The following is a 23,552-nucleotide window of genomic DNA, read 5'->3' as shown; positions in this document are numbered from 1 at the left end:
CGGCGAGTAATCTGACGTGATATTCCGCGTCATATCGAATCATGGCCGTAAGCTTTCCGCTTACGGCCTTTTTTCTGCCTTTCCAAGCCACTTTTCCGCCATTCTTGAAGACCCCTCAGGAGCAGGTCGGCAATTCCTGGTCTCCCGGCATGGCCACTCCGTCTCGTTGCAGCAGGATGCCAGTGACGAACATGCTGAGCTTTTTTTCAATAGCTGGAAATCTGCTGTTAGCGGAAATCAGGAGCAATCACCTGCTATCCGTTGTCTCTTTTATGCTGCCTATGAAGCAGGTTCACTGATTGAGGAGCTTCCTGCTGCCAAGACAGCCGTTCCCGGCCCAATACTGTGGACCCACTATCCTGGCTTCTCACTCTGCTTTGATCATGAGTCGATCTATCTTGCGGCCAGGGATGAACAGGCGGTGACAACAGTGCTGATGATGTTCGATGAGGTGGGAGATTTGTGTGTTCCGGCCACATCGTTGCAACTTCTGACCAAGCCGTCAGTGACTTCGGCGGAGTCGTATAAAGCGTCAGTATGCAAGGTGAAGGAGTACATCGGAGCAGGGGATATCTTTCAGGCCAATATCGCACGTTTTTGGTCAATGCCGTTTGCGCACAGGGATCTTGCCTGCCTCTATGATCAATTGCGCAGTGTAAATCCGGCACCATTCTCCTCATTTGTGCGGATTGGCAGTGGCAGGGGGCAGTTAAGCCTGATTTCTGCATCACCGGAGCGACTCTTCCGCATCCATGCCGATGGCGAGGTGGATACAAGGCCGATTGCAGGCACGAGAAGGCGGGCTGAGGGCGATAAGGACGCATCGTTAAGGGCTGAGCTACTGCTATCGGAAAAAGAGCGCGCAGAGCACATTATGCTCGTTGATCTCGAGCGCAATGACCTTGGTCGGGTTTGCAAACCGGGCAGCGTAGAGGTGAATGAGCGCATGGTGGTCGAACAGTACGCCACGGTTCAGCATATTGTCTCCAATGTCCGCGGCCAACTGGCTGAGGGGAGGGATGTGGTTGATCTGTTTATGGCCATGTTTCCCGGAGGCACGATTACCGGGTGTCCCAAGGTGCACTGCATGGAGATTATCCGTGAACTTGAGAATAATGCCCGAGGCCCCTATACCGGCGGACTCGGTTACGTGGCATGGGATGGCTCAAGTGACATGAATATCCTGATTCGTACATTCTGGCACTATCAGGGGCAGCTGAACTGGGCAGCAGGAGCGGGCATTGTCGCAGACTCTGATCCCGAACATGAACTGATCGAAACCGAACATAAGGCTGAAGGGCTTCTCAGGGCGCTATCATCTCACTGAGGCCATCTTTATAAGCAGCCAAACCATGATTTGTGCTATAAATAAAGTATGACCGGATTAGGTACTTTATTTGTTTCAATCGGTGCAATATTTCTTGCCAGTCTTGCCATTGACTATCTTGGACGACGAACATGGCTTCCCCGCGTTACCCTTCTGTTGCTGTTCGGCCTTCTGATCGGACCTTCCGGCCTAAACTTACTTACAGCTGACTCCCAACAGTGGTTCCCCTTGATGACGGATATTGCACTACTGATGGTTGGTTTCCTGATTGGAGGGAATTTAAGTAAACGCAATTTTGAACAATACGGCCGGCTGGTGTTATCTGTTTCGTTGTTTGAATCGACACTGACCGCCCTGCTGGTTCTGATTGGACTGTTGTTCATGGATGTTGATTTGGCGGTTGCATTGATGCTGGCTGGTATTGCCACGGCAACGGCGCCAGCTGCTACTGTGGCGGTTGTAGATGAAATCAAAGCCAGAGGGGTGTTTACCCAAACCCTTCTCGGGATTGTAGCTATTGATGATGTGTGGGGGCTTGTCGTATTCAGCGTGTTCTTAAGTGCTGCGGCAGTTTATGTGGGAGATGGCGCAAGTGCTGCCCCTATTTTAATGGGATTATGGGATGTGTTTGGAGCTATTCTGGTCGGTATGCTTCTTGGTGTTCCTGCAGCATATCTTACCGGACGTGTCCGCACAGGTGAACCAACCCTGATCGAAGCAATAGGGGTAATTTTCCTTTGCGGAGGAGTTGCTATATTTCTTGAAGTTTCGATCTTGCTCGCAGTGGTGGCAATGGGGGCGACAATCATCAACCTTGCCAGTCATCATAATCGTCCATTTCATGCAATTGAGCACATTGAGTGGCCATTCATGATTCTGTTTTTTGTACTGGCCGGTGCGTCTCTTCATGCGGATGCGCTTCTGCACATAGGGCTGCTTGGCATGGCATATATTTTACTGCGTGCGGCAGGTAAAATATTGGGTGCCTGGGTTGGTGCGACGATAAGCAGAGCTCCGGCTCCAGTCAGGACATGGACTGGAATCGCATTAATGCCACAGGCTGGCGTGGCGATGGGCATGGCGCTCGTTGCCTCGCAACGCTTTCCCGAGTCCGCTGAGACGATTCTCACGGTTGTAATTGGCGCGATCGTAGTGTTCGAACTGCTCGGGCCGATTCTGACACGTATCGCACTGACCCGTTCAGGGGATGTGACAGAGTAAGAAACGGAATAGTGGTATCCGGGAGTAATGCACCATAGCTCTGGGTTTTCTTCTCAGGCAGGGACATATGCAGGGAGATATTATGCTACAATCCAGATATGGATCTCCTGCTTAGAGAAGACAAGGTTTTTCTTGTTAAAATCATGGCTGTCATGATTGTGCTGGCAAGCGCAGTCATCCTCTTGGGGTGGGTCTTCGAGCTGTTCGATATTTTTCTTTACCCACCGATTATGCCGCAGTGGATAGGTGTGAGATTCAGCGCTTCACTTTCATTTCTGTTCAGTGGCTTGCTGCTGCTTCAAATTGCCAGAGCGCATCAAAGCCGCCATGGCGACTTCAGTAATGTCATGGCCGTATCGTGCATGGGGATATTTCTGATTATCATCGGCATGCTGTTCACCTCGTTTTATGCCCAGACCTCAGTTGACCAGATGCTGCTTGGCAATGCGGCCAATGCAATCAAGGGGGATCTCTCTGCCGCACCCTCCATCGGAGCCATGGTTGCCTTTAGCTTGATTGCGCTGGTTGGTGTTCTGAGCATGATCAACCTGCCAAAGCCTTCGCGGCTTTTTACAGCAGGTCTTGTTGTCGCTGCTATCGGAGGAATGTCGGTTGCCGGATATTTTCTCAATATTCCAATCCTCTGCCTGGATCTTGCAGGTGTCTGTACCGGTATGGAACTGACATCGTCAGTGCTGTTCTTCATGCTGGGACTGGGATTTGTTATTCTCGGTACGATCAGAAAGAGGCCCGGCAGTTAAAGCAGGCTGTTTATTACTGTAGGTGGCAGGCAGACAACTCCCCATCATCTGATAGGGGTGTTAATCGTCGAAGCCGCCCGGTGCATTGTTCTCGAAACGGGTGTAACGATGGATAAAGGTGAGTTTCACATCACCGATCGGGCCGTTACGCTGTTTGGCAACGATAATCTCGGCGAGCCCTTCGTTCTCCGGCTTTTTGTGATAAACCTCATCGCGGTAGATAAACATGATGACGTCCGCATCCTGCTCAATCGCACCGGATTCACGAAGATCGGACATCACAGGACGTTTGTCGGCACGCTGCTCAAGCGAACGGTTGAGCTGTGACAGGGCAATTACCGGCACATCCAGCTCTTTGGCCAGCCCTTTCAGAGAGCGGCTGATCTCGGATACCTCCTGTGCCCTGTTCTCCGAGTCAGAGCGACCACTCATCAGCTGGATATAGTCGATCAGAACCAGATCGAGCCCCTTATTTTCGCGTTTAAGCCGGCGACACTTGGAGCGAAGTTCCATCACCGAGATGGCAGGAGTGTCATCGACAAAAATTCGCGACTCGGCCAGTGAGCCGCTGGCTGCAGCCAGTTTGCGCCAGTCATCCGATGAAAAGCGGCCGGTTCTCAGGTGTTGCATGTCGACGCGCGCCTCACAGGCGAGCATACGCATGGCGATCTGCTGACAGGACATTTCGAGTGAGAAGACGGCAACGACACCGGAGTTACTATCATCAGATCGCAACGAAGCATTCTGGGCAAGATTCATTGAAAAAGCGGTTTTACCCATACTTGGACGGCCGGCAACGATAACCAGGTCACCGCGCTGCATGCCCGATGTCATCTTGTCGAGATCATCGAAACCTGTGGTGACACCGGTAACCAGTTTCTTGGAAGCATAACGCTCTTCAAGCTCTTTGTAGCTCTCGAGCATCAGGTCACTCATTCTGCTGAAGGCAGGGCGGGAGCGATTATAGTTTTCGGCGATAGCGAGAATATCCTTCTCGGCAAGATCAAGGTGGTCATTGACGTCGCGAGCAGTCTCTTCATAGACGTTGCGCGTGATCTTGCTGCAGGTGCTGAGAAGGTCTCGCAGTACGGAGCGCTCGCGAACGAGGTCGGCGTAGTGTTTAACGTTGGCAGATGTAGGGACAGCAGTGACCAGGTCAGCCAGATAGGCTTCGCCACCGCATGAAGCAAGTTCATCCCTGCGTTCGAGCTGATCTTTGATGGTCAGCGCATCGACCGGCTGGCCGCGCGATGAAAGCTCCAGAATTACATTGAATATCCTGGCATTGGCTTCGACATAGAAATGATCCGAATGCAGTGAGCCTTCCAGTCTCTCCAGTGCCTCAGGATCAAGCATGATTCCCCCGAGCACCGCCCGCTCAGCATCATGGGCGTGAGGCGGGGTACGCTCTCTGAGCGTATCGGGGCGCAGGGGAATCGCTTGACTCAAAGCTGCTCGGAAGTGACCTTGATTGTCAGTTCAGCCGTTACATCCGGGTGCAGGCGCACACGGAACTGGTGATCACCAACAGCCTTGATCTGGTCATCCAGCAGAATATTGCGGCGTTCAACAGCATAGCCGTTCTCAACCAGCAGTTCAGCCAGGTCGTGGGTGCTTACAGAGCCGTACAGGTGCGTACCGTCAGATGTGGCACGTACGATTTCAAGACTCAGTCCGGCCATCTTGTCGGCCTCTGCCTTGGCGGCAGTGAAAACCTCTTCCTGCTTTTTCTCCAGCTGAGCACGACGACGCTCAAAAATACTGCGGTTACCTGCAGTAGCGAGCGAGGCCTTACCATTCGGGATCAGGTAGTTACGGCCATAGCCAGGGCGAACTGTTACTTCGTCACCAACATTACCCAGACCCTCTACGCGTTCCAAAAGAATCAATTGCATTTTATCCTCCAGCAGCCGGAATGTTCCGGCGATAATCAAACCAAATATCCATCAGGCCGACAATCACAAAAGGTACGATCATTGCAGACCAGATGAGTAACATCAAATACATCAGACCGATCGAGAAAGTGAGTCCTTTCGCTTTCAGCCAGCTGTGAGCTACTGCCACACCCTGAGCTGCCAGCAGACCGCCTATGACGATCGCGGCATTGGCTACAAGGTAGAGCAGATCACCCGTAACAATCATCACCAGCAGCATCAACAGAACAAACAGATACGCCAGTGTCTTGCCAAATCCGAGTGTGAGCATACTTGCCTCACTTCCCCGGTAAAAACCAAATTTCTTTGCCCAGTGGCGGGCTGTGCCCGTATTGCCCCACCAGGTCATCCACAGTGCCAATACCAGCAGGGCCGGCATGACGGCTACCATCGACTCTCTGAACATCTGCATTGCCTGCATCTGTTCGGCTGGCATCGTTTGCGGCAGTTCCGCAAACATCGGTGCCAGCAGCAAATCAATCCATTCACGCACGCCGGTATCCTGAACTGCGGCAGCAAGCAATAGTCCGATAAGTGCCATCAAACCACTACCAATCGCCACATACTCGGCACTGCGGCGGATGCCGTTCTCCTGCATCATGGCAGTTGCCGAGAGAATCGGCAGCAACCCGTAAAGCAGAAGTGTTACAATACCTGCCGTAAGCGAAAACCCACTCACCAGGGTGATCGCAGCGGCACTGATTGCTGCTACATGCAGCGCAAAGGTAAACCCTCCACCAAAGGTGACCAGTGCAACAAGAGCAGGGGTCATCAAATTCAGTGCCATGCCCAGCATCATAAGCAATAGGGCAATGGCCGGATTTGCAACCGGAATCACTATCGGCAGCCACATAGCCAAAAGCATGGCGGTCATCACTGCCGCACAGGGCAGCCGCCGGGTCAAAATAAAATCGACCAGCGGCGGCATGGCCTGTGGTTTTGGTGCCTGACTTTCCATCAGATCACCCTGCGATCAAATGGATCAATCGTGATGCAGCGGGGTGAACGCGACCAGAGCCAGAACGCGGGCACGTTTGATAGCCGTGGTCAGCGAACGCTGGTGCTTGGCACAGGTGCCAGTTACGCGCGAAGGCAGGATTTTGTAACGCTCGGTAATGAAACCGCGCAGCATATCCGGATCCTTATGGTCGATGGTCAGGCTCTTGTCTGCACAGAATTTGCAGAACTTGCGACGGCGCTGAAAACGGCCCTGAGGGCGGTCGCCCTGTGGGCGGCGAGGACGGTCGCCCTGTGGGCGGTCGCCTTGCGGACGTTCAGTGCGCTGCTGGCGGTCACCCTGAGCTGGTGCAGCAGTTGTTTTTACTTCTTCACTCATGTTTCTACTCCTAAATCTCTTCTCAGGCTTTATTCCGGATCATCAGCCTTTCGGCATGAGTCGACCCAGATCTCTACCTGTCCCCAGCAGGGTTCACCGTCCCTGCTGTAAAATCGTCTGCGCAAACACCCTTCCACGATCACATGCTTCTCTTCGAGTGCAGAGATACGGTTGCATATCTCTCCGGTTGCCCGAAGTGGCATCGGCTGTTCATCCTGAACACCAGAACGAACCGGGCCCAGTTGTGGGCGTGGAATTACCAGTTCTGCAATCAGTGCCAGAGAACCATCCGGTGTCCAGCGTTTACGCAAATTGCGTAGCCGGCCCGTAAGACGGGCGCGGTTAAACTCAGGCGCTTGCTTCTGCTCCATCAGCAGCCTCAACGGCTTTCTCTTCAGCAGCGGCCTCAGCGGCAGCTTCAGCTTTCTCTTCAGCAGCAGCCTCTTCACGCTTGGCAGCAGCCTGTGCGCGACGCAGCAGTGGAGATGGCTTGTCAGAAAGTTCGGTCAGCTTGGTGGTCAGGGTGCGGATAATGCGCTCTTCAAGGCTGATGGCGTGCTCAAGCGTCTTGATCGCTTCAGCGCTGCCGTCAGTTACCAGCAGCATGTAGTTGCCACGCTTACGGTTGGCAATGGAATATGCCATCGGACGTGAACCCCAGTTTTCGCGTTTGACAATGCGACCACCGACTTTTTCGACTTTGGCGACCAGTTCATCGGTCAGCTTCTCGGTGTTTTCCTGAGAGATATCAGGATTAACGATAAAAATAGTTTCGTAATACAAAACGGCGCTCCTCTCGGTGTACAAACGTACGCCCCGGTACCCATATGCGCGTCCGGAGCAAGGTATGTAATCTGCATGGTTATCCACGCAGTGGCGCCGCATCATAAGCAGTAAAGTGACGATTGCAAGCATGTGATGGCTCATCTTTCTGCTACGGCTATGTGGCAGTCATTCAAGAAGCGGAGTTGCAGCATGGATATGATACATTTTCTTACCATTGGCGTATTGGCCTGCTGGATTGCCGGAACAGCTTGCTGCAGCGGTGCCGGGCGCCCTGGGTTCCGATCTTTCTTGTGAGTTGGCTGACGCACTGACTTCCTGCACCCCGTTGCGATCCATATGCTATAATCATTAGTGATAATAGTTGCAGGCAAAAACACTTCAGGCCGAGTATCGGTTGTCACTCTCTTGGCAAGCCGGATGCTGATACGATCAATCAGGAGGAGCGCATGAAATATATCCGATTTTTTGAGGAGCTGGGTCTATCCGATGTTGCTCTGGTCGGCGGCAAGAATGCTTCTCTTGGTGAGATGTACTGCAAGCTGACAGCGAAGGGGATTAAGATTCCCAACGGTTTTGCAACTACGGCCGATGCTTACTGGCACTATATTGAACAGAATAACCTGAGCGATGAGATTGCTTCAACGCTTGAAGGGCTCGACACAGGCAATATGAAGCGTCTGGCTGAGTGCGGCCAGCACCTTCGTTCTATCATTGCCCATGCCAAAATGCCGGACGATCTCGAGGAGGAGATCATTGAGGCATACAGGCGGTTAAGCAAGCAGTACGTCGAGCATCCGCTGGCTGTTTCCGTGCGTTCATCGGCAACGGCCGAGGATCTTCCCGAAGCATCATTTGCAGGCCAGCAGGAGAGTTATCTTAATGTGCGTGGTGCAGCCCATGTCGTCGAACATGTCAAACGGGTGTATGCCTCGCTGTTTACCAATCGTGCCATTTCATACCGGGTCGATAAGGGATTCGACCATATGAAGGTCGCACTCTCGGCCGGTATTCAGAAGATGGTGAGGAGTGATCTTGCATCGGCAGGTGTGATGTTCTCCATTGATACGGAGACAGGATTCAACGATGCGGTTTTTATCACCGGCTCCTACGGTCTCGGTGAGAATGTAGTGCAGGGTACCGTTCGCCCGGATGAGGCATATGTATTTAAACCGCTGCTTAAAGAGGGATACCGGTCGCTGCTTGGCCGTACTCTGGGTGAGAAGGCGCAGAAGATGGTCTATTCCGAATCGCTGAAACACCCGACCAAGAACGTTCATGTGCCGCTGGAGGAGCAGCGGGTCTACTGCCTCAGCGAGGATGAATTGATAACGCTGGCAAAGTATGCGGTCGCCATTGAAGAGCACTACTCCGGGCTGGCAGGTCATCTGCAGCCGATGGATATCGAATGGGCCAAGGATGGCGTATCGGGCGAACTGTTCATTGTTCAGGCCAGGCCGGAAACCGTTCACTCCCAGCGTGATTATCAGGTGCTCGAGTCCTATAAGCTCAAGGAGTTGTCAGCCATTCTCGCTCAGGGCAAAAGTGTGGGTGGCAAGATCGCCGCAGGTCGTGCCCGTGTGATCAAGGATGTATCGCAGATCGAAGAGGTGGAGGCAGGCGAGGTACTGGTTACCGACATGACCGACCCGGACTGGGAGCCGATCATGAAGAGTGCGGCAGCCATCGTTACCAATCGTGGTGGCCGCACCTGCCATGCCGCCATCATTTCACGCGAGTTAGGGTTGCCTGCCGTGGTGGGAACCGGCAACGGTACCGAAACGATTACCGACGGAGATATGGTGACCGTCTCCTGTGCCGAAGGTGAAACCGGCTATGTTTATGAGGGGGAATTGAAGTTCAGGTGCAAGACGCTGAATGTGGGCAAGCTGGAGCGCCCGAAAACCAAGATCATGATGAATGTGGCCAGCCCCGACCGCGCATTCGCTTTCAGTGCCATCCCCAACGATGGTGTCGGCCTGGCGCGTCTGGAGTTCATTATCAACAACAGCATCGGCATCCATCCCAATGCGATTCTCGAGTTTGATAAGATTATCGAAGCCAGAGTGAAACGGGAAATCAGAAGCCGGGCCTCGGGCTACAATTCACCGGTCGACTTCTATGTGAAGAAACTGGCAGAGGGTGTCGCGACAATTGCCGCCGCTTTTTACCCGGCCAAGGTGATTTTCCGTATGTCCGATTTTAAATCGAATGAGTATGCCAATCTGATTGGTGGCGAAGGCTTTGAGCCGAAGGAAGAGAATCCGATGATTGGTTTCCGCGGTGCATCACGCTACTACTCCGATGCATTCAGAGAGGCCTTTGCGCTCGAGTGCCGTGCCATGCGTCTGGTGCGCGAGGAGAAAGGGCTGAAGAACGTCTGTCTGATGATTCCTTTTACCCGCACACCTACCGAAGGAGAGAAGGTGCTCGAGGTCATGGAAGAGCACGGCCTGAAGCGGGGCGAAGATGGTCTGGAGATCTATGTGATGTGCGAGATACCAGCCAACGTGATTGCTGCCGACGCATTCCTGGATATTTTCGACGGGTTTTCGATCGGCTCCAACGACCTTACCCAGCTGACCCTTGGCGTCGATCGCGACTCAGCCCTCGTTGCACATATTTTCGATGAGCGCGAACCGGCCATTCTGGAGATGCTGAAAATGGCGATATCGGCCTGCAAGCGGCGGAATAAATATATCGGCATCTGTGGCCAGGCACCGTCGGATTATCCCGAGATCGCAGAATTCATTGTACGCGAGGGAATTGAGTCAATGTCGCTTAACCCGGATTCGGTGCTTGAGACGACGCTGCGCATTCTGGAGCTGGAGAAAGAGTTGGGCCGCTAGCAGCAGGATGGCGTCATTATGACAGACATTGAAAATCCCATGGTTGAGGCATGCCGGGCGGAAGTTCCGCCGGAGCTGCTTAAGCGTATTCATCAGGTTCCAACCGATGAGGTGCTGGAGCAGCTGAGCACTTCTGAACAGGGACTCGAAAATGCCGAGGTGCGGGCACGGCGCAAATGTTACGGCATCAATCGCCTGTCCGAGAAAAAAGAGATGCTGATCGTACTGCAGTTTCTGCTGCAGTTTCACAATCTATTCTCCTATCTGTTGCTGGCAGGTGCAGCACTCTCCTTTCTCAGTGAATATCTGGTGCCTGGAGAGGGCTCGTTTTACATCGCCTGGGCGCTGCTCGGCGTCACGTTGCTCAATGCGATCTTCACCTTCTTCCAGGAGCAGAAAGCCAAGAAGGCGATGAAGGCTTTCAGGAACCTGATGACCTCTCAGGCGGTGGTGTTGAGGGGTGGCGAGCGGATACAGATTGAGTCCGAACATCTGGTACCGGGCGATATCATAGTGCTTGCGGAGGGGGACCGAATTACCGCAGATGCACGCCTTATCGAGCAGAGTATGCTGAAGGTGGATCACTCCGCCCTCACCGGTGAAAGCGAGCCTCAGCTGAGAAGTCTCAATGCCACCAGTGGCAATGTGTTGCGCAGCCGAAATATGGTCTTCAGCGGTACGCTGGTTCAGTCGGGAACAGGCACAGCGGTGGTGGTGGCAACCGGCGACCATACCCAGATCGGTAAAATTGCCCGCGAGACCAGCGAAGTCGAACAGGTGGAGTCTCACCTGCAGCGCCAGATCGCCCATTTTATCCGTATCATCTCCTATATCGCCATCTCCCTTGGTATTTCGTTCTTCCTGCTGGACTACTTAATAGCCCGTAACCCGATCTGGATCGATCTCGTGTTTGCCATCGGTATCATCGTTGCCAATGTGCCGGAAGGGCTATTGCCAACGGTGACACTGACCCTCTCGCTGGCCGCCCAGCGTATGGCGAGGCTCAATGTGCTGGTGAAAAATATCGATGCGATCGAAACCCTGGGAAGCCTTACCGTGATCTGCTCGGATAAGACCGGTACCCTGACCGAGAACAATCTCAACGTGCATGCCATCTGCATGAACGATCTCTGCTACGACTTCGACCGCAGCCAGGGTCGCCTGTTGCTGGAGCAGAAGCATGTACATCTGCGCAATATCCCCGGCATGCAGGATTTCAACGATATTCTTGTGCTCTGCAATAACAGTACGGTGAGTCGGGAAAAGAGCTTCGGCGATGCCACCGAGCTCTCCCTGAAAAGTTTTGTCAGCGCTTTTAGCAATATCAGCTATATCGCTGAGAACCAGCCACGGCTTCACGAAATCCCATTCTCATCAGAGAGCCGCTTCATGGTGACAGTTAACAGCTACAACACCAATGCCCGCGCTTATCTCAAGGGAGCGAGCGAGGTGGTGCTGGAGATGTGTACGCACTATTTCGAGAACGGCCGCTGCAGCGAACTGACTGATGAGGTGCGTAAAAAATTATTGGAGTGGGATGTCAGTTATGCCGGGCAGGGGTTCAGGGTTCTCGGCTGTGCTATCAAGGAGGTGGAGGATGAGCATGGCGATCTTGAAGGAGGATTCTGTTTCTACGGACTGGTAGTGATGCAGGATCCGCCACGCCCCGAAGTGGCCGAGTCTGTGCGCCTCTGCAAGGAGGCGGGTATCAGGGTGATCGTGATTTCGGGCGACCAGGAGTCGACGGTCGAACATATCGCGCGCCAGACCGGGATTATCGAGGGTGATTCGGCGGTGGTGGTTAACGGTGCCGATCTTCCCGAGCTCAGTGATGAGCGGCTGAAAGAGCTGCTGCAGAGTCCCGAGCTTCTCTTTGCCCGTACGCTGCCGCGCGACAAGCTTCGCATTGTTACCCTGCTCAAAGAGATGGGGGAGGTGGTGGCTGTAACCGGTGATGGTGTTAATGATGCGCCGGCGCTGCGCAGGGCAGATGTCGGTATTGCCATGGGGCGAAGCGGTACAGAGGTGGCCAAAGAGGCGGCGGATATTGTGCTGCTTGATGACAACTTCACGTCAATCGTCAGTGCAATCAAGGCAGGGCGCGCTGCCTACGACAATATCAAGAGTTTTATCACCTACATCCTCACCAGTAACACCCCTGAGATCGTTCCGTTTCTTCTCTTTATCCTGCTCGGCTGGCCGCTGGCACTGCCGGTGCTTCTGATTCTGGCTATTGATCTCGGTACCGACATGATCCCGGCCATCGGACTCGGTGTGGAGAAGCCGGAGTCGGATATTATGCAGCGGCCGCCTCGCGACCCTTCAGCAAGGCTGCTTACATGGCGCATGATTGCCAGGTCTTACGGCTTTATCGGGCCGCTGCAGACGGCGTTCTCTTACATCATCTTCTTCGACATTCTTTTTGCCGGCGGCTGGAGTTGGGGCAGGGAGCTTGCGGTGAACGACCCGCTCTATATGCAGGCGATCACCGGCTTCTTCGCGACGATTATCATTACGCAGATGTTCAATGTCTTCGCCTGCCGCACCACCAAGCTTTCCGCCTTCAGCAAGGGGTTGTTCAGCAACCGCCTGATTCTTGCCGGTATTGGCAGCGAACTGCTGCTTCTTGTCGTTATCGCTCTGACGCCTGTAGGTCAGACGATATTCGGTACGGCAGCGTTTGATCCCGGCTACCTACCGCTGATGTTGCTGTTCGGAGCGGTTATCCTGCTCTGCGAGGAGCTGCGTAAATACCTTTACAGAACGCGCGGCATCTTCGGTCTGGAGTAGGCCGCCGGCCTGTTAAAGAAGCGGCATGAATGTATAGGATGCTTCTGTACAATATTGAGGGGAAGTCATAGATGAAGGTTGTGGAAACGTACAGCGTGGCGACCGAAGGTGTATCGCATGATCCGGATATCCTGAAACGGGTGCTGTTGCACGAGTCGGAGCTGCCAGGCTCAGTACGCTTCTCCCATGCAACATTCACGCCAGGCCAGAAGGTGGCTGCACACTGCCATGAGGATATATGCGAGGTGTTTTATATCCTTTCAGGCACCTGCAGGTTCACCGTGAATGGGGAGGCTGTTGACGTGCGAGAGGGGAGCGTGATCCGGATTGATGCGGGTGAGATGCATGAGGTGATCAATGTCTCCAATATGGATTTGACTATGATCTATTTCGGCCTGAAAGTCGAAAAAACAGGCCCCGTTGTGAGGGGCCTGTAGTTCCAATGGCATTATTTCTCTTTGTAGTTTCCGAGTACGCAGTACTTGGTGAAGGTGCCGGCATCGTTGGCTGACCACTCACCTTTCGGTGTCTCTTTCATCTTCTCGCACCACGCCTTGGTTCCCGGTTCCGGCGAACATGCGGAGAGAGAGATCAGGGCGATCAGGGCAAAGATGGCTGTGATAATTCTGTTCATAACGGATTCTCCTGAAAGTTGGTACTGCAATTAATCTAGAAGATGTTTGATCTCTTCGAAAGTAAGCGGTGCAGGCAGGCGTGCGCCAAGCTGGGAGACCACGACACCTGCTGCATGCGATCCGAGGTGGCCTGCTTTCTGCCAGGGGATGCCATTGGTGATACCGTAGAGCAGGCCTGCGGCATACATGTCACCGGCACCGGTGGTGTCGATGGCTTCAACCTCAACTCCTTCAACTGGGTATGCCTTACCCTCATGCATGATGATCGAACCGTTTTTGCCGAGTGTAAGCGCAACGTTTTCGCAGTGAGCATGGATGGCATGGGCGCAGTCGATAGGGTCCTCCAGGCCGGTCAATGCCTTGGCCTCCTCCTCGTTGCAGAAGAGAAGATCGACAGGGCCTTCGATCAACTGCTGGAACTGCTCCTTGAAGAGATGGATCAGGAATGGATCGGAAACAGTCAGTGCCACCTTTACGCCATGCTTCTTGGCGAATTCGATCGCTTTGAGTGCGGCTGCCTTGGTGGAATCTCCGGCAAAGAGATAACCCTCAACGTAGAGATATTTTGCCTTGGCGACCTCGCTCTCGACGATGTCATCTTCATCAAGGGATGAGGAGATACCGAGATGGGTAAGCATGGTACGTTGAGCATCCGGTGTGATCAGTACCACGCAGGTACCGTTTTGTCCCTCGGTCTGTGGAACTTCGATGGTGATGCCGAGGTTTTTCATCTCATCGAGATACTGCCTGCCGAAACTGTCTGCACCCGTTTTGCACGCATAGGCCGATTTCCCCCCCATATCGGCAATGCCGACAATGGTGTTGGCCGCAGAACCACCAGAGCAGTAGTTCACGCTGTGATTGGCCAGTGCAGCCAGGATCTCTTGCTGCCGCCCCTCATCAACCAGTGTCATGACCCCCTTCTCAATGCCCATCTCCTCAAGAAATGCATCATCGCAACGCACCTGCATATCCATAATGGCGTTGCCTACGCCGAAAACATCGTATCCCATCTGTTTCTCCCAAAAGTAATATGCGGCGTATCCTGCCACTGCGCCTCTTGAATACCACTCTAACGATGCCGAGTGAGCTTCTGATGGAGGGTGAGGGCTCAAGGCGCTATGAAACCAGGGGAAAATATACACGCTACAATCAGCTTTTCCCGGCTGGTTAGAGTCTGTTCTATTGTCTATACTGGATGACATGACTCTGCGGATATCACTTATATTACTCGCTGTTTTATGCTTCTCCCCGCAACCTTCCCGGGCATCCGCTGATCCACAGGCGCACCAGTATCGTCAGCTGATTGAGCAGTTTAAAAAGAATATTCGGGGCCCCTTTCATGGCGTACAGTGGTTCTGTAAAGACGGGTCAGTCTTGCCACCAAAAGAGAATGCATGCCGTTTACACGGAGGGGGGCGTCAGCACGGAGACTGGAGCGATCAGGCCTATGCGATGCGTGCCAACGGTTATCTTATTGCCAATCTGGTCGCAGGGCTTAACCCCGAAGATTATATTGGTCTTGCTCCCAAACTGGATGAGTTCAAGCAGGTTCTTCTCGAGCGTTATCTGATCAGGGCGGATGATGGCTGGGTATTTCGCAGGGCCCGTTATTATCGTGGCGCCATCCAGGTTGAGGATGAGCAGGTGGCAGCGAACAAAATCGTGACAACACTGCTGGATGACCCTGCCTGGACGTCGCCAGAACGGTACCTTTTATTGCGTGAGACGGTACGGCTGCTTCCTCTTGCCGTGGAGCCGCAGCTGGGAGCGAAAATTCGTCAGGCAGCTACAGAAATTTCTGAGGAGGATGAAGGCTTTTATGGCCTTCGCATCAAAATCCACAGTATGCCTGATGCCGCAGACCCGCAAAGGGTTCGTACCTATGCGCTCAAGTCGGGCCTTGGAAACCTGCAGGGGGCCTATGAGTCGCTGGCCGCTGATATGGATGCCCTTTATGCCCCTCATACTGCGATCAGTCAGCTCAATCAGCTGGCCGAAGAGTCTTGGAACAGGCGTTTCAAGCAGGAGATGCTTGATACTGTAGAGGCTCTTGGCTCTGCAAGAGGGGCTGCAGAGACCATTGCCGTGGCCGCCTCCAGATCTCAGAGGTTTCGCTCCATGCTGCAGAAGCAGAACAGGTATACGGTACACAACAGATTGAGGTTCTTGAGAGCATCGCTGGTTCTGGAGCAGGAGATCTATGCCCGGGGCAATCAGCTACTTGAAACGCCGGGGCGGGCGAGCCGTTCTGACAGGCTGTCATGGCTGCGCCATCTGGCCGCTGCAGTGCATGCAACAGGCCTTATCTCTGATCGCCAGTGGCGGGCGGTTCGGGATCAACTGGACAGGTTGATTGCAAACGATTCACTTACCGCAGCTGAATATTACAGAGGGCTTCGTTATGTGGCGCGCATGACCCAGTGGTCACAGCGTGCAATGGAGTACCATTTTGCAACCACAGTAGAACGATGGGGGGATTTGAGTGAGCTGGTACAGAACTATGTTCCTGATCGGGTTCGCAGCTCGCCTCTGTTGCCATTTACCCGCGTACTCGACACCCTGATAGCCGATGCCGGGCAGCTAAGCGGAATAAGACACACGGTTTTTGGCCGTGAAGTTGCGACAGGTGTGCGAGGGCTTAATCCGGGGCTGCAGCGGGGAGTCTTGCTGCTGGATCCTGAGCAGGGCGGAGATTTGCGCAGTGATGGCATCTATATTCTCCAGTCAACGCGTCAGGAGCTGACGCCGGTTGCAGGCATCATTACCCGCGGTGAGGGCAGTTCCATGTCTCATGTGCAGTTACTTGCACGCAACATGGGCATCCCCAATCTGGTTGTTGATGAAAGGCTGTACAGAAGGATCAAGGGCCATGTGGGTGAGCGTATTGTTGTAGCCATCAGCCATCAGGGCGTGGTTTCTATAGAGCAGGATAGTCCGAAGTGGGAGGCGGTGTTCGGTACAGAGTCTCCTTCTGAGATGGTCAGTATCAATGCTGATATGGATAAGCTGGATCTGAATGACACGGCGCTTAAATCACTTGGCTCCATTCGCAGTCGTGATTCGGGACGAACAGTCGGCCCTAAAGCTGCCAATCTCGGGGAGCTGCATCACTTCTACCCGCAGATGGTCAATCCGGGCATTGTCATTCCGTTCGGGTTTTTCAAACAGCATCTGGAGCAGCCTCTGTTTGATGGTGGCCCTTCCGTGCTAACCTGGATTAAATCCGAATATGACCGTCTTGCTCTTGTTACGGATGGCGATCAGAAAAGCCGTGAAACGCAACTGTTTCTCGATCGTTTGAGAAAATGGATTGTGAACAGTAGCCCGGACAATTCGCTTAAGAACAGCCTGCGAAATATGCTTAATGAAACGTTCGGAGATGATGGCAGTTACGGTGTGTTTGTCCGCAGTGACACCAATGTCGAGGATCTGCCCGGCTTTAGCGGCGCAGGCCTTAATCTCACAGTTGCCAATGTGGTCGGTTTTGATGCGATTCTCAAAGCGATCCTGCATGTATGGGCCTCACCATTTAGTGATCGTTCCCATGCATGGAGGCAGTCATATATGGAGGAGCCGGAGCATGTTTACCCGGCTGTGCTGCTGATGAAAAGTTTCCCCTCGGAGAAGTCGGGAGTTCTGGTTTCCGCCGCCATCGAAAGCGGAGATCGCAGCTTGCTCTCAGTCGCCGTCAATGAAGGCATAGGTGGTGCCGTTGAGGGGCAGGCAGCCGAGGAGATCAGGGTGGAGCGAATCAGTGGCGGCGTTGAACTTATTGCTCAGGCATCCTCTCCTGTACAGAAGGTGCTTAACCCGGAAGGAGGGCTTCAGGTGATGCCTGCCTCAGGAAAGCAGAGCCTGCTCAGTAGTGCGGAGATCGAACAGTTGCTGAGCCTGATTGCCGATGTAGAACGGCGGTTTCCCCTGCCCAGAAATGCGCAGGGTGTGCCGGTGGTGGCAGATATCGAATTCGGGTTCCGGCAAGGCAAGCTGGCGCTGTTCCAGATTCGTCCATTTGTTGAGAGCAGCAGGGCCAGAAGCAGCCAGACTTTGATCGATATGGACCGAGATATATCTCGAAGGGGTGCGCGTTTGGTTCAGATGAATCGGCCGCCGCTGGTTTCGGAGTTGTTATGATGATTAGGCCGCTGCTGCTTATGCTGTCAATGATGGTTCCCTCTCTTCTGCACGCTTTCCCTCTGGATGGTGCGGAAGAGACAGGTATATACCGTCTGGAGGGCTATCGCCTTGCCCAGCAGGGACGGGTTCCGGGTAACCGGCTTCACAGCGGGGCGCAGTTGAAGACCGAGCAGGTGCAATTAAGGCTGCAGGGGAAACTGGAGCGGGGATTGCCTGCTGCAGATCCGTGGCTCACAAATGAGGTGGTGAAATTGCTGGGAGAGGATGCCCCGTATTACAGTATCTCGCTTCTTGATATCACGGATAGTGAACAACCCAGATATGCGGAGCATCAGGCCAGTGTGATTCATAATCCTGCCAGTGTCGGAAAGATGATGGTGCTGCTAGCTCTGTTTCAGGCTCTCGCCGACATTTACCCCGACGATATAAATGCCCGCAAGCGCATTCTTCGCGACACGGAGATTGTCGCAGATGAATTTATCGGGCGCGATCATCACAAGGTGCCATTCTGGCTGCCGGGTGAAATGCGCCTGCTGAAGCGGCGGCTGGCAGAAGGCGATCGTGGCAACCTCTGGACCTATCTTGACTGGAGCGTTTCTGCCAGCTCCAATGCCGCCACGGCCATGGTACAGAAACAGCTGTTGTTGCTTCGCCATTTTGGCAAAGCCTATCCTGTAAGCAGGGCGGAAGAAGATGCCTATTTCGGGCAACATTCAAGGCGGCAGTTGGGGGATCACCTGTTGCAGGCACTGCTGGGGCCAATACTTCGAAACGGCATGGATACCGACCTGTTGCGGCAGGGAAGTTTTTTCTCATCTACCGGCAAACGCCGTGTGGCAGGAAAAACCAGTGTCTGTACAACGCGGGAGTTGATGAACTACCTGCTTCTTATGGAGCAGGGGCGGCTTGTCGATGCGTGGTCCAGCCTGCAGATCAAACGCCTGCTCTATATGACGCAGTATCGAATCCGTTATGCCCATTCGCCGGCTCTGAATGATGCAGCACTCTATTTCAAATCCGGATCATTCTATAAATGTAAGCCGGAAGAGGGATATCAGTGCGGTGCATACAAAGGCAATAAACTGAATCTGATGAATTCTGTGGCAGTTATTGAGGCACCGGCAGGAGCACCAAAGCTCAATTATATCGTGACCCTTACATCAAACGTTTTGAGGAAGAACTCCGCGGATGAGCAGCAGAGGCTAGCGACTCGTGTGCACCGGCTGTTGCAAAAACTTCATCCTGCTCATGCAGGTCAACAATAATCTCATCCATCTCCCGGATCAGTTTTTTCATCCACTCGCCACCTTTGGGGTCCCGGGCAAGCGCGACGGCAATGTAACGGCGGCCATCATGTTCGATCAGCGCACTGTCGGCATGATAGGAGCGCCATGTTCCCGATTTCCGGTACATCTCCAGATTTCCATGGGGGCTATCCTCCAGTCCCTTGACAAATTTATGGCTGATGCCGGGTTTTGAGAGAATAGTTTTCATCTCCCTGGAGTGTTTCGGAGAAACAAGCTGTCCGGTTTCCAGAAGGTAGTAGTAGCGTGCTGTCTGAAGTGCAGTAGCCCCATGCGACAGCTGATGCAGCGGATCGCGGTGAAATGCCTTGCTGCCTGCGTACTCCTTGCCGACCCAGAGGCCGCCGTTGTGGTTCGGGTCGTAAAGCCTGTATTTCGGGGAGGCCAGTACCTTGTTGATATAATCGCCGCCAACCTTTCTGATCATCTCCGTTGCAGCTGTATTCGATGAGTGCCGGATCATATCGGTCATCGTTTTACGCAGCTCATCATCCAGCGGCAGCTTCCCTTCCGATATGCGTTCGAAGGCGGCCAGCAAAATAGCGATTTTCGGCAGACTGGCAGCGTACATCATTTCGTCACCGTTGATCTGGGCCATGGCGGGAGCAGAGGGGTCAGTGACGTCCACGAGCGCTACGGACAGCCGTTTGTCATGAATTGCTCTGCTCAGGTGAAGGGAGGCGATGCGCTTCTCCAGCATTCTCTGCATCTTCGGGCTGGCATGATCGCGAACAGTCGGGTGCGTCTTCTTGAGTGTCGTGGTTTTATGGTGGCGGGTTTGATGGTGGGAGCTGTCGACGGCGACTGATTTATGTGGCACCAGCATAAAGAAGAGCAGGCCGGTCATTAATCGGAACCATAATTTGACTGCCATACGAGACTTGCGTGCCATGTGAACACTCCCGCTGAAACGGTGTTCCAGCTGTACAAGTGACTTAACTATACGCCATAATCGTTATATATGTCAAAGCTTCGCTATCGGCCGTTTTTGCGCTGCGCACTTCTTTTCAGTAATTTTTTTCTGATTATCACGGCACTCTACCACCTCAAGCCGGTCAGCCGTTCGATCTTTCTGGAGGCGATTGGCAGTGATCTGCTTCCCTACGTCTGGATCGCCACGGCCCTGACTCTCGGGGCTATTGTCTCCTTCTACTATCGGCTGGTGGCGCGTTATTCCCGCCTCCATGTGGTGATTACAAGCGTACTTATCGTTATTGCGCTGCTGGTCGTTTTTCGCCCCTTATTGGTTGATCCGGATCGGATAACTGCTTTCGCCTTCTATATTTTTGTCGACATTCTCAGCGTGGTCCTGGTGGAGCAGTTCTGGAGCATCACCAATTCGGTCTACTCTGAAGAGGAGGGGAGGCGCTGGTACGCTTTTATCGGAACCGGAGGACTGGTCGGGGGTGTTGCCGGAGGTCTGGCTACCGGTATCCTGATCAGGCAGACATCACTACAGAGCACCGATCTGCTGCTGGTAGCAGCAGCCATCCTCTCTCTGCTTATTCTGCTGACCATGGTGATGTATCGAACAGGCCTCTACCGCGATGATCATGCAAAAGAGAACGGCAGACATGTTGAAGAGGGCAGCTGGCGCGCAGTACTTTCGCATCGTTACCTGAAACTGATTGCCGCAATCGTACTTCTGGCCCAGATCATTGAACCTCTGATCGAATACCAGTTCATGACAGCCATCGAATCGGCGATATCGGGCAGGGAAGAGCGCACGGCCTATCTGGGCGAGTTTTTCAGCCTTCTCGGGCTGATTGCGATATCCGTGAATCTTCTCATTGTCCCTGTTGTGCACCGCTGGCTGGGGGTAATGGCTGGTCTGGCAGCGCAGCCGCTTGCCGTTGTGGTAAGTTCACTTTTCTATATCTCCGCGCCGGGCCTTGCTGCCGGGGCCGCACTGAAGATTGCCGACCGCGGACTCTCCTATTCAATTAATCGTGCTTCAAAAGAGCTGCTGTATGCATCCGTCAATCCGTTGCTGATTTTTCAGGCCAAGGCGTGGATCGATATGTTCGGATACCGTTTGTTCAGGATCATCGGCTCACTGTTGATCCTGCTGCTGACGCAGTGGCTGCCGCTCTCTATTGCAAGCCAGGATCTGAGCTGGCTGGTTCTGCTGGTCTGTATGCTTTGGGGTCTGTCGCTGGTGATGCTGGGCAGGGAACATGCCCGGAGAATGTTGCATGGAGAGAAGTCGTAACTCCTGAAAATAGAGGAAACTGCAAGCGGCTCCCTCTGCTGTTGAGATTACATCAAGCCGTTCGTGGTCGTGTGTGCAGAGGCCGAAACCATCTGCGGTGCAGCGGCATCAGCCGAGGCGAAGCCGGCATGTTTGAAAATAATATCATCCATTTCGCGGATCAGGCGGGTCATCCACTCACCACCTTTCGGGTCGTTGGCCAAAGCGACGGCAATATAGTGGCGACCGTTATGTTCGATCAGGGCGCTATCGGCGTGGAATGAGCCCCAGCTTCCGGACTTTCTGTACATCTCAATGTCGGGGTAGCTGGCAGAGAGGCCTTTGACAAATTTGTGGTTGATGCCCGGTTTCGACATGATGGCTTTCATTTCCTGAGAATACTCAGGAGAAACAAGGCGGCCGGTCTCAAGCATGTAGTAGAAGCGTGCAACCTGGATGGCGGTTGCTCCGTGCGACAGCTGGTGCAGGGGATCGCGATGGAAGGCGCTGCCTTTGGCATACTCTTTACCTACCCAGAGGCCACCATTGTGGCGAGGGTCGTAAAGCCTGTATTTCGGGGAGGAGAGGACCGTGTTGATATAATTGCCGCCAACTTTTCTGATCATGGCCGTGGCAGCACTGTTGGAGGAGTGGCGGATCATGCTGGTCATGGTCTCACGGGTGTTGTCGTTGAGCTGGAGTTTTCCCTCTGCGATGCGCTCAAAAGCGGCCAGCAGGATGGCGATCTTCGGAAGGCTTGCTGCATACATCATTTCATCGCCATTGATTTGTGCCATGCTCGGGTCTGACGGATCGGTTACATCCACGAGAGCAACGGAGAGGCGCTTCTGCTGAACGGCTGAAGTGAGCTTGAGCTGCTTGATACATCTGTTCAGTCGCTGCTGCAGCGCGGGATCATGTTGCTGGCGAATGGAGGGGGCTGAGGTATCCGATGAGAAGGCAATGCCGGGCATAAGAAGCATAAGGCCGGAGCAGAAAATCATCAGCAATTTCGTTCTCATGGCCTGCCTCCTTTGAAATTAAGCGGCTGCATCATATTTGCGCCTTTTATCTTTAGCAACTTTCCGGCCACTTACGCAAACACAATCCGCTTTTTTCCTGTGTGCAAATCTACAGTAGTGGAAAAGTAATAAAGTGACTTTGCTTACGCTTTTGAATCGCCCTTATGCGGCGTATGGGGTGATCAGGAGTCCTGCTTGTGGTCCTGAACGAAGAGGGAGTTCATGCGCCGGATAATCTGCGGCAGCACGTTCATGCGGGAACGATCCAGGTGCAGGCGCAGGCGAGGCAGGTGATCGAAGCAGTGGTCGTCTGACTTCGGCCAGTGGAACACCTGGTCGATCTCACCTTCACTCAACACATCAGAGAACTCCGCATTCAATCGATCCAGCGCATCTGCTGATAACGGGTTGAGGATGCGCAGCAGTACTGCCTTGCCGACATAACGGAAACTGTGGTAGTTGACGTAGTAGTCGCGAATATGGGCTGTCGCCACCTCAATGCTGTCGGTATGGAAGAGCAGGTGGTTGTCATCGGCATCGATCACCCCATCCTTGACCAGCCTGCGCATCCAGGAGTGCATAAACGGGCCCCAGAAATCGTCACCCGGTGCCTCCAGAAGCACGACCGGTATTGGCGGATTGCGACCGGTCTGCAGCAGTGTCAGTGTCTCAAAAGTCTCATCCAGCGTGCCGAAGCCGCCCGGGGTCAGCACCACCGCATCGCTCTCCTTCAGAAAGAAGAGTTTGCGGGTGAAAAAGTACTGGCAGTAGAAGTGGCGGGGGGACCCGATCATTACCGGGTTGGGCTGCTGCTCCATAGGCAGGTTGATATTGATGGCAAAGGAGTTCATCTCGCCGGCCCCCTCGTTGGCCGCCTGCATCATGCCGCCGCCACCGCCGGTGATGATCATGAAACCGGCATCGCGGAGTGCTGCGGCACAGTTCATCGTCTGGATATAACGCGGATGGTCCGGTTTGGTACGCGCCGAACCGAACACGCTCACCTTGCGCAGTGCCTGATAGGGCTGGAATACGTCGAGCCCCTTGCGAAGCTCGCCCATGGTTTTGGCCAGCATTTTTACATCGGCATTGCTGTATCCGTCCGAGACCAGCCGTAGCGCCTCGACAAGGATCGCCCTTTTGTAGGGGGAGTCGTGGGCGTAGTCGGCAATCAGCTTGCGGGCATGCTCGTGGACCTTTTCGGGAAGCCCCTCAAGGCCTGAAGGATCAGTCAGTTCCGAGTTCAAAGTGTTGGTCCG

The 23,552-nt window shown here is 53.7% G+C and carries 20 protein-coding genes; 9 read left to right on the top strand and 11 right to left on the bottom strand.

Annotation, left to right across the window (positions count from 1 at the left end; all coding sequences use genetic code 11):
• Positions 1-16: 16 nt before the first annotated feature.
• From Ga0123462_RS07205 to Ga0123462_RS07195, 3 genes are all read left to right on the top strand, one after another.
• Positions 17-1,327 carry an anthranilate synthase component I family protein gene (locus Ga0123462_RS07205; RefSeq protein ID WP_100265684.1) on the top strand — a complete coding sequence of 437 codons (1,311 nt, stop codon included), beginning with the start codon at positions 17-19 and terminating at the stop codon, positions 1,325-1,327.
• Between the two features lie 48 nt (positions 1,328-1,375).
• Positions 1,376-2,548: a cation:proton antiporter gene (locus Ga0123462_RS07200; RefSeq protein ID WP_100265683.1), complete on the top strand. Its 1,173-nt coding sequence runs from the start codon at positions 1,376-1,378 to the stop codon at positions 2,546-2,548.
• A gap of 98 nt (positions 2,549-2,646) precedes the next feature.
• On the top strand, positions 2,647-3,309 hold the full coding sequence (locus tag Ga0123462_RS07195) for a hypothetical protein (protein ID WP_100265682.1): 663 nt from the start codon (positions 2,647-2,649) through the stop codon (positions 3,307-3,309).
• Positions 3,310-3,369: 60 nt separating this feature from the next.
• Here the strand turns inward: Ga0123462_RS07195 and dnaB are convergent, their stop codons facing one another.
• From dnaB to rpsF, 6 genes are read right to left on the bottom strand one after another with little or no spacing between them, the layout of a single operon-like run.
• Positions 3,370-4,758: a replicative DNA helicase gene (gene dnaB, locus Ga0123462_RS07190; RefSeq protein WP_100265681.1), complete on the bottom strand. Its 1,389-nt coding sequence runs from the start codon at positions 4,756-4,758 to the stop codon at positions 3,370-3,372.
• Positions 4,755-5,204 (bottom strand): 50S ribosomal protein L9, encoded by a 450-nt coding sequence (gene rplI / locus Ga0123462_RS07185; RefSeq protein ID WP_100265680.1) that lies wholly within the window; start codon positions 5,202-5,204, stop codon positions 4,755-4,757. The genes dnaB and rplI overlap by 4 nt, the downstream gene beginning before the upstream one ends.
• Before the next feature lies 1 nt (position 5,205).
• Entirely contained in the window at positions 5,206-6,201 is a 996-nt protein-coding gene (locus Ga0123462_RS07180; RefSeq protein ID WP_100265679.1) for a DUF2232 domain-containing protein, read from the bottom strand.
• A gap of 24 nt (positions 6,202-6,225) precedes the next feature.
• Positions 6,226-6,579 (bottom strand): 30S ribosomal protein S18, encoded by a 354-nt coding sequence (gene rpsR / locus Ga0123462_RS11670; protein WP_100265678.1) that lies wholly within the window; start codon positions 6,577-6,579, stop codon positions 6,226-6,228.
• Between the two features lie 29 nt (positions 6,580-6,608).
• Positions 6,609-6,950 (bottom strand): hypothetical protein, encoded by a 342-nt coding sequence (locus Ga0123462_RS07170; protein ID WP_232726398.1) that lies wholly within the window; start codon positions 6,948-6,950, stop codon positions 6,609-6,611.
• Positions 6,928-7,362 (bottom strand): 30S ribosomal protein S6, encoded by a 435-nt coding sequence (gene rpsF / locus Ga0123462_RS07165; RefSeq protein ID WP_198507314.1) that lies wholly within the window; start codon positions 7,360-7,362, stop codon positions 6,928-6,930. Before rpsF ends, Ga0123462_RS07170 begins: the two co-directional genes overlap by 23 nt.
• Positions 7,363-7,811: 449 nt before the next feature.
• Between rpsF and ppsA the strand changes: the two genes are divergently transcribed.
• The 3 genes from ppsA (at position 7,812) to Ga0123462_RS07150 (ending at position 13,438) form a co-directional block, all read left to right on the top strand.
• Positions 7,812-10,211, top strand: coding sequence for a phosphoenolpyruvate synthase (ppsA, locus tag Ga0123462_RS07160; RefSeq protein ID WP_100265677.1), 2,400 nt, complete (start codon positions 7,812-7,814; stop codon positions 10,209-10,211).
• An 18-nt stretch (positions 10,212-10,229) separates the two neighbouring features.
• On the top strand, positions 10,230-13,001 hold the full coding sequence (locus Ga0123462_RS07155) for a cation-translocating P-type ATPase (RefSeq protein WP_100265676.1): 2,772 nt from the start codon (positions 10,230-10,232) through the stop codon (positions 12,999-13,001).
• Between the two features lie 71 nt (positions 13,002-13,072).
• Positions 13,073-13,438 carry a cupin domain-containing protein gene (locus Ga0123462_RS07150; protein ID WP_100265675.1) on the top strand — a complete coding sequence of 122 codons (366 nt, stop codon included), beginning with the start codon at positions 13,073-13,075 and terminating at the stop codon, positions 13,436-13,438.
• Between the two features lie 11 nt (positions 13,439-13,449).
• Here the strand turns inward: Ga0123462_RS07150 and Ga0123462_RS07145 are convergent, their stop codons facing one another.
• Together Ga0123462_RS07145 and Ga0123462_RS07140 are read right to left on the bottom strand one after the other, a co-directional pair.
• A complete protein-coding gene (locus Ga0123462_RS07145; RefSeq protein ID WP_100265674.1) occupies positions 13,450-13,635 on the bottom strand; it encodes a DUF3012 domain-containing protein in 186 nt (61 codons plus the stop codon).
• 30 nt (positions 13,636-13,665) lie between these two features.
• The gene (locus tag Ga0123462_RS07140) at positions 13,666-14,649 is read right to left on the bottom strand and encodes an adenosine kinase (protein WP_100265673.1); all 984 of its coding nucleotides are present in this window, start codon (positions 14,647-14,649) and stop codon (positions 13,666-13,668) included.
• A 364-nt stretch (positions 14,650-15,013) separates the two neighbouring features.
• Here Ga0123462_RS07140 and Ga0123462_RS07135 point away from each other — a divergent pair, with 364 nt between their 5' ends.
• Together Ga0123462_RS07135 and Ga0123462_RS07130 are read left to right on the top strand one after the other, a co-directional pair.
• Positions 15,014-17,773: a PEP/pyruvate-binding domain-containing protein gene (locus tag Ga0123462_RS07135; RefSeq protein WP_157821305.1), complete on the top strand. Its 2,760-nt coding sequence runs from the start codon at positions 15,014-15,016 to the stop codon at positions 17,771-17,773.
• Complete coding sequence (locus tag Ga0123462_RS07130; RefSeq protein WP_232726397.1) at positions 17,770-19,041, top strand: serine hydrolase; 1,272 nt, start codon at positions 17,770-17,772, stop codon at positions 19,039-19,041. Before Ga0123462_RS07135 ends, Ga0123462_RS07130 begins: the two co-directional genes overlap by 4 nt.
• Here the strand turns inward: Ga0123462_RS07130 and Ga0123462_RS07125 are convergent.
• Positions 18,932-19,972 (bottom strand): serine hydrolase, encoded by a 1,041-nt coding sequence (locus Ga0123462_RS07125; protein ID WP_232726396.1) that lies wholly within the window; start codon positions 19,970-19,972, stop codon positions 18,932-18,934. The genes Ga0123462_RS07130 and Ga0123462_RS07125 overlap by 110 nt on opposite strands.
• 69 nt (positions 19,973-20,041) lie before the next feature.
• Between Ga0123462_RS07125 and Ga0123462_RS07120 the strand changes: the two genes are divergently transcribed.
• Positions 20,042-21,292 (top strand): Npt1/Npt2 family nucleotide transporter, encoded by a 1,251-nt coding sequence (locus Ga0123462_RS07120; protein WP_100265671.1) that lies wholly within the window; start codon positions 20,042-20,044, stop codon positions 21,290-21,292.
• Between the two features lie 47 nt (positions 21,293-21,339).
• On the opposite strand, the gene Ga0123462_RS07115 is transcribed toward Ga0123462_RS07120, so the two are convergent.
• The gene (locus Ga0123462_RS07115) at positions 21,340-22,293 is read right to left on the bottom strand and encodes a serine hydrolase (protein ID WP_100265670.1); all 954 of its coding nucleotides are present in this window, start codon (positions 22,291-22,293) and stop codon (positions 21,340-21,342) included.
• Between the two features lie 182 nt (positions 22,294-22,475).
• Positions 22,476-23,540, bottom strand: coding sequence for an LOG family protein (locus Ga0123462_RS07110; RefSeq protein WP_232726395.1), 1,065 nt, complete (start codon positions 23,538-23,540; stop codon positions 22,476-22,478).
• Between the last annotated feature and the right edge of the window lie 12 nt (positions 23,541-23,552).

Origin of the sequence: Mariprofundus ferrinatatus, from assembly GCF_002795825.1 — a bacterium.
GTDB classification, from domain to species: domain Bacteria; phylum Pseudomonadota; class Zetaproteobacteria; order Mariprofundales; family Mariprofundaceae; genus Mariprofundus; species Mariprofundus ferrinatatus.
Note: the sequence above shows the minus strand (reverse complement) of the source record. Positions and strands in the feature narration are given on the sequence as shown.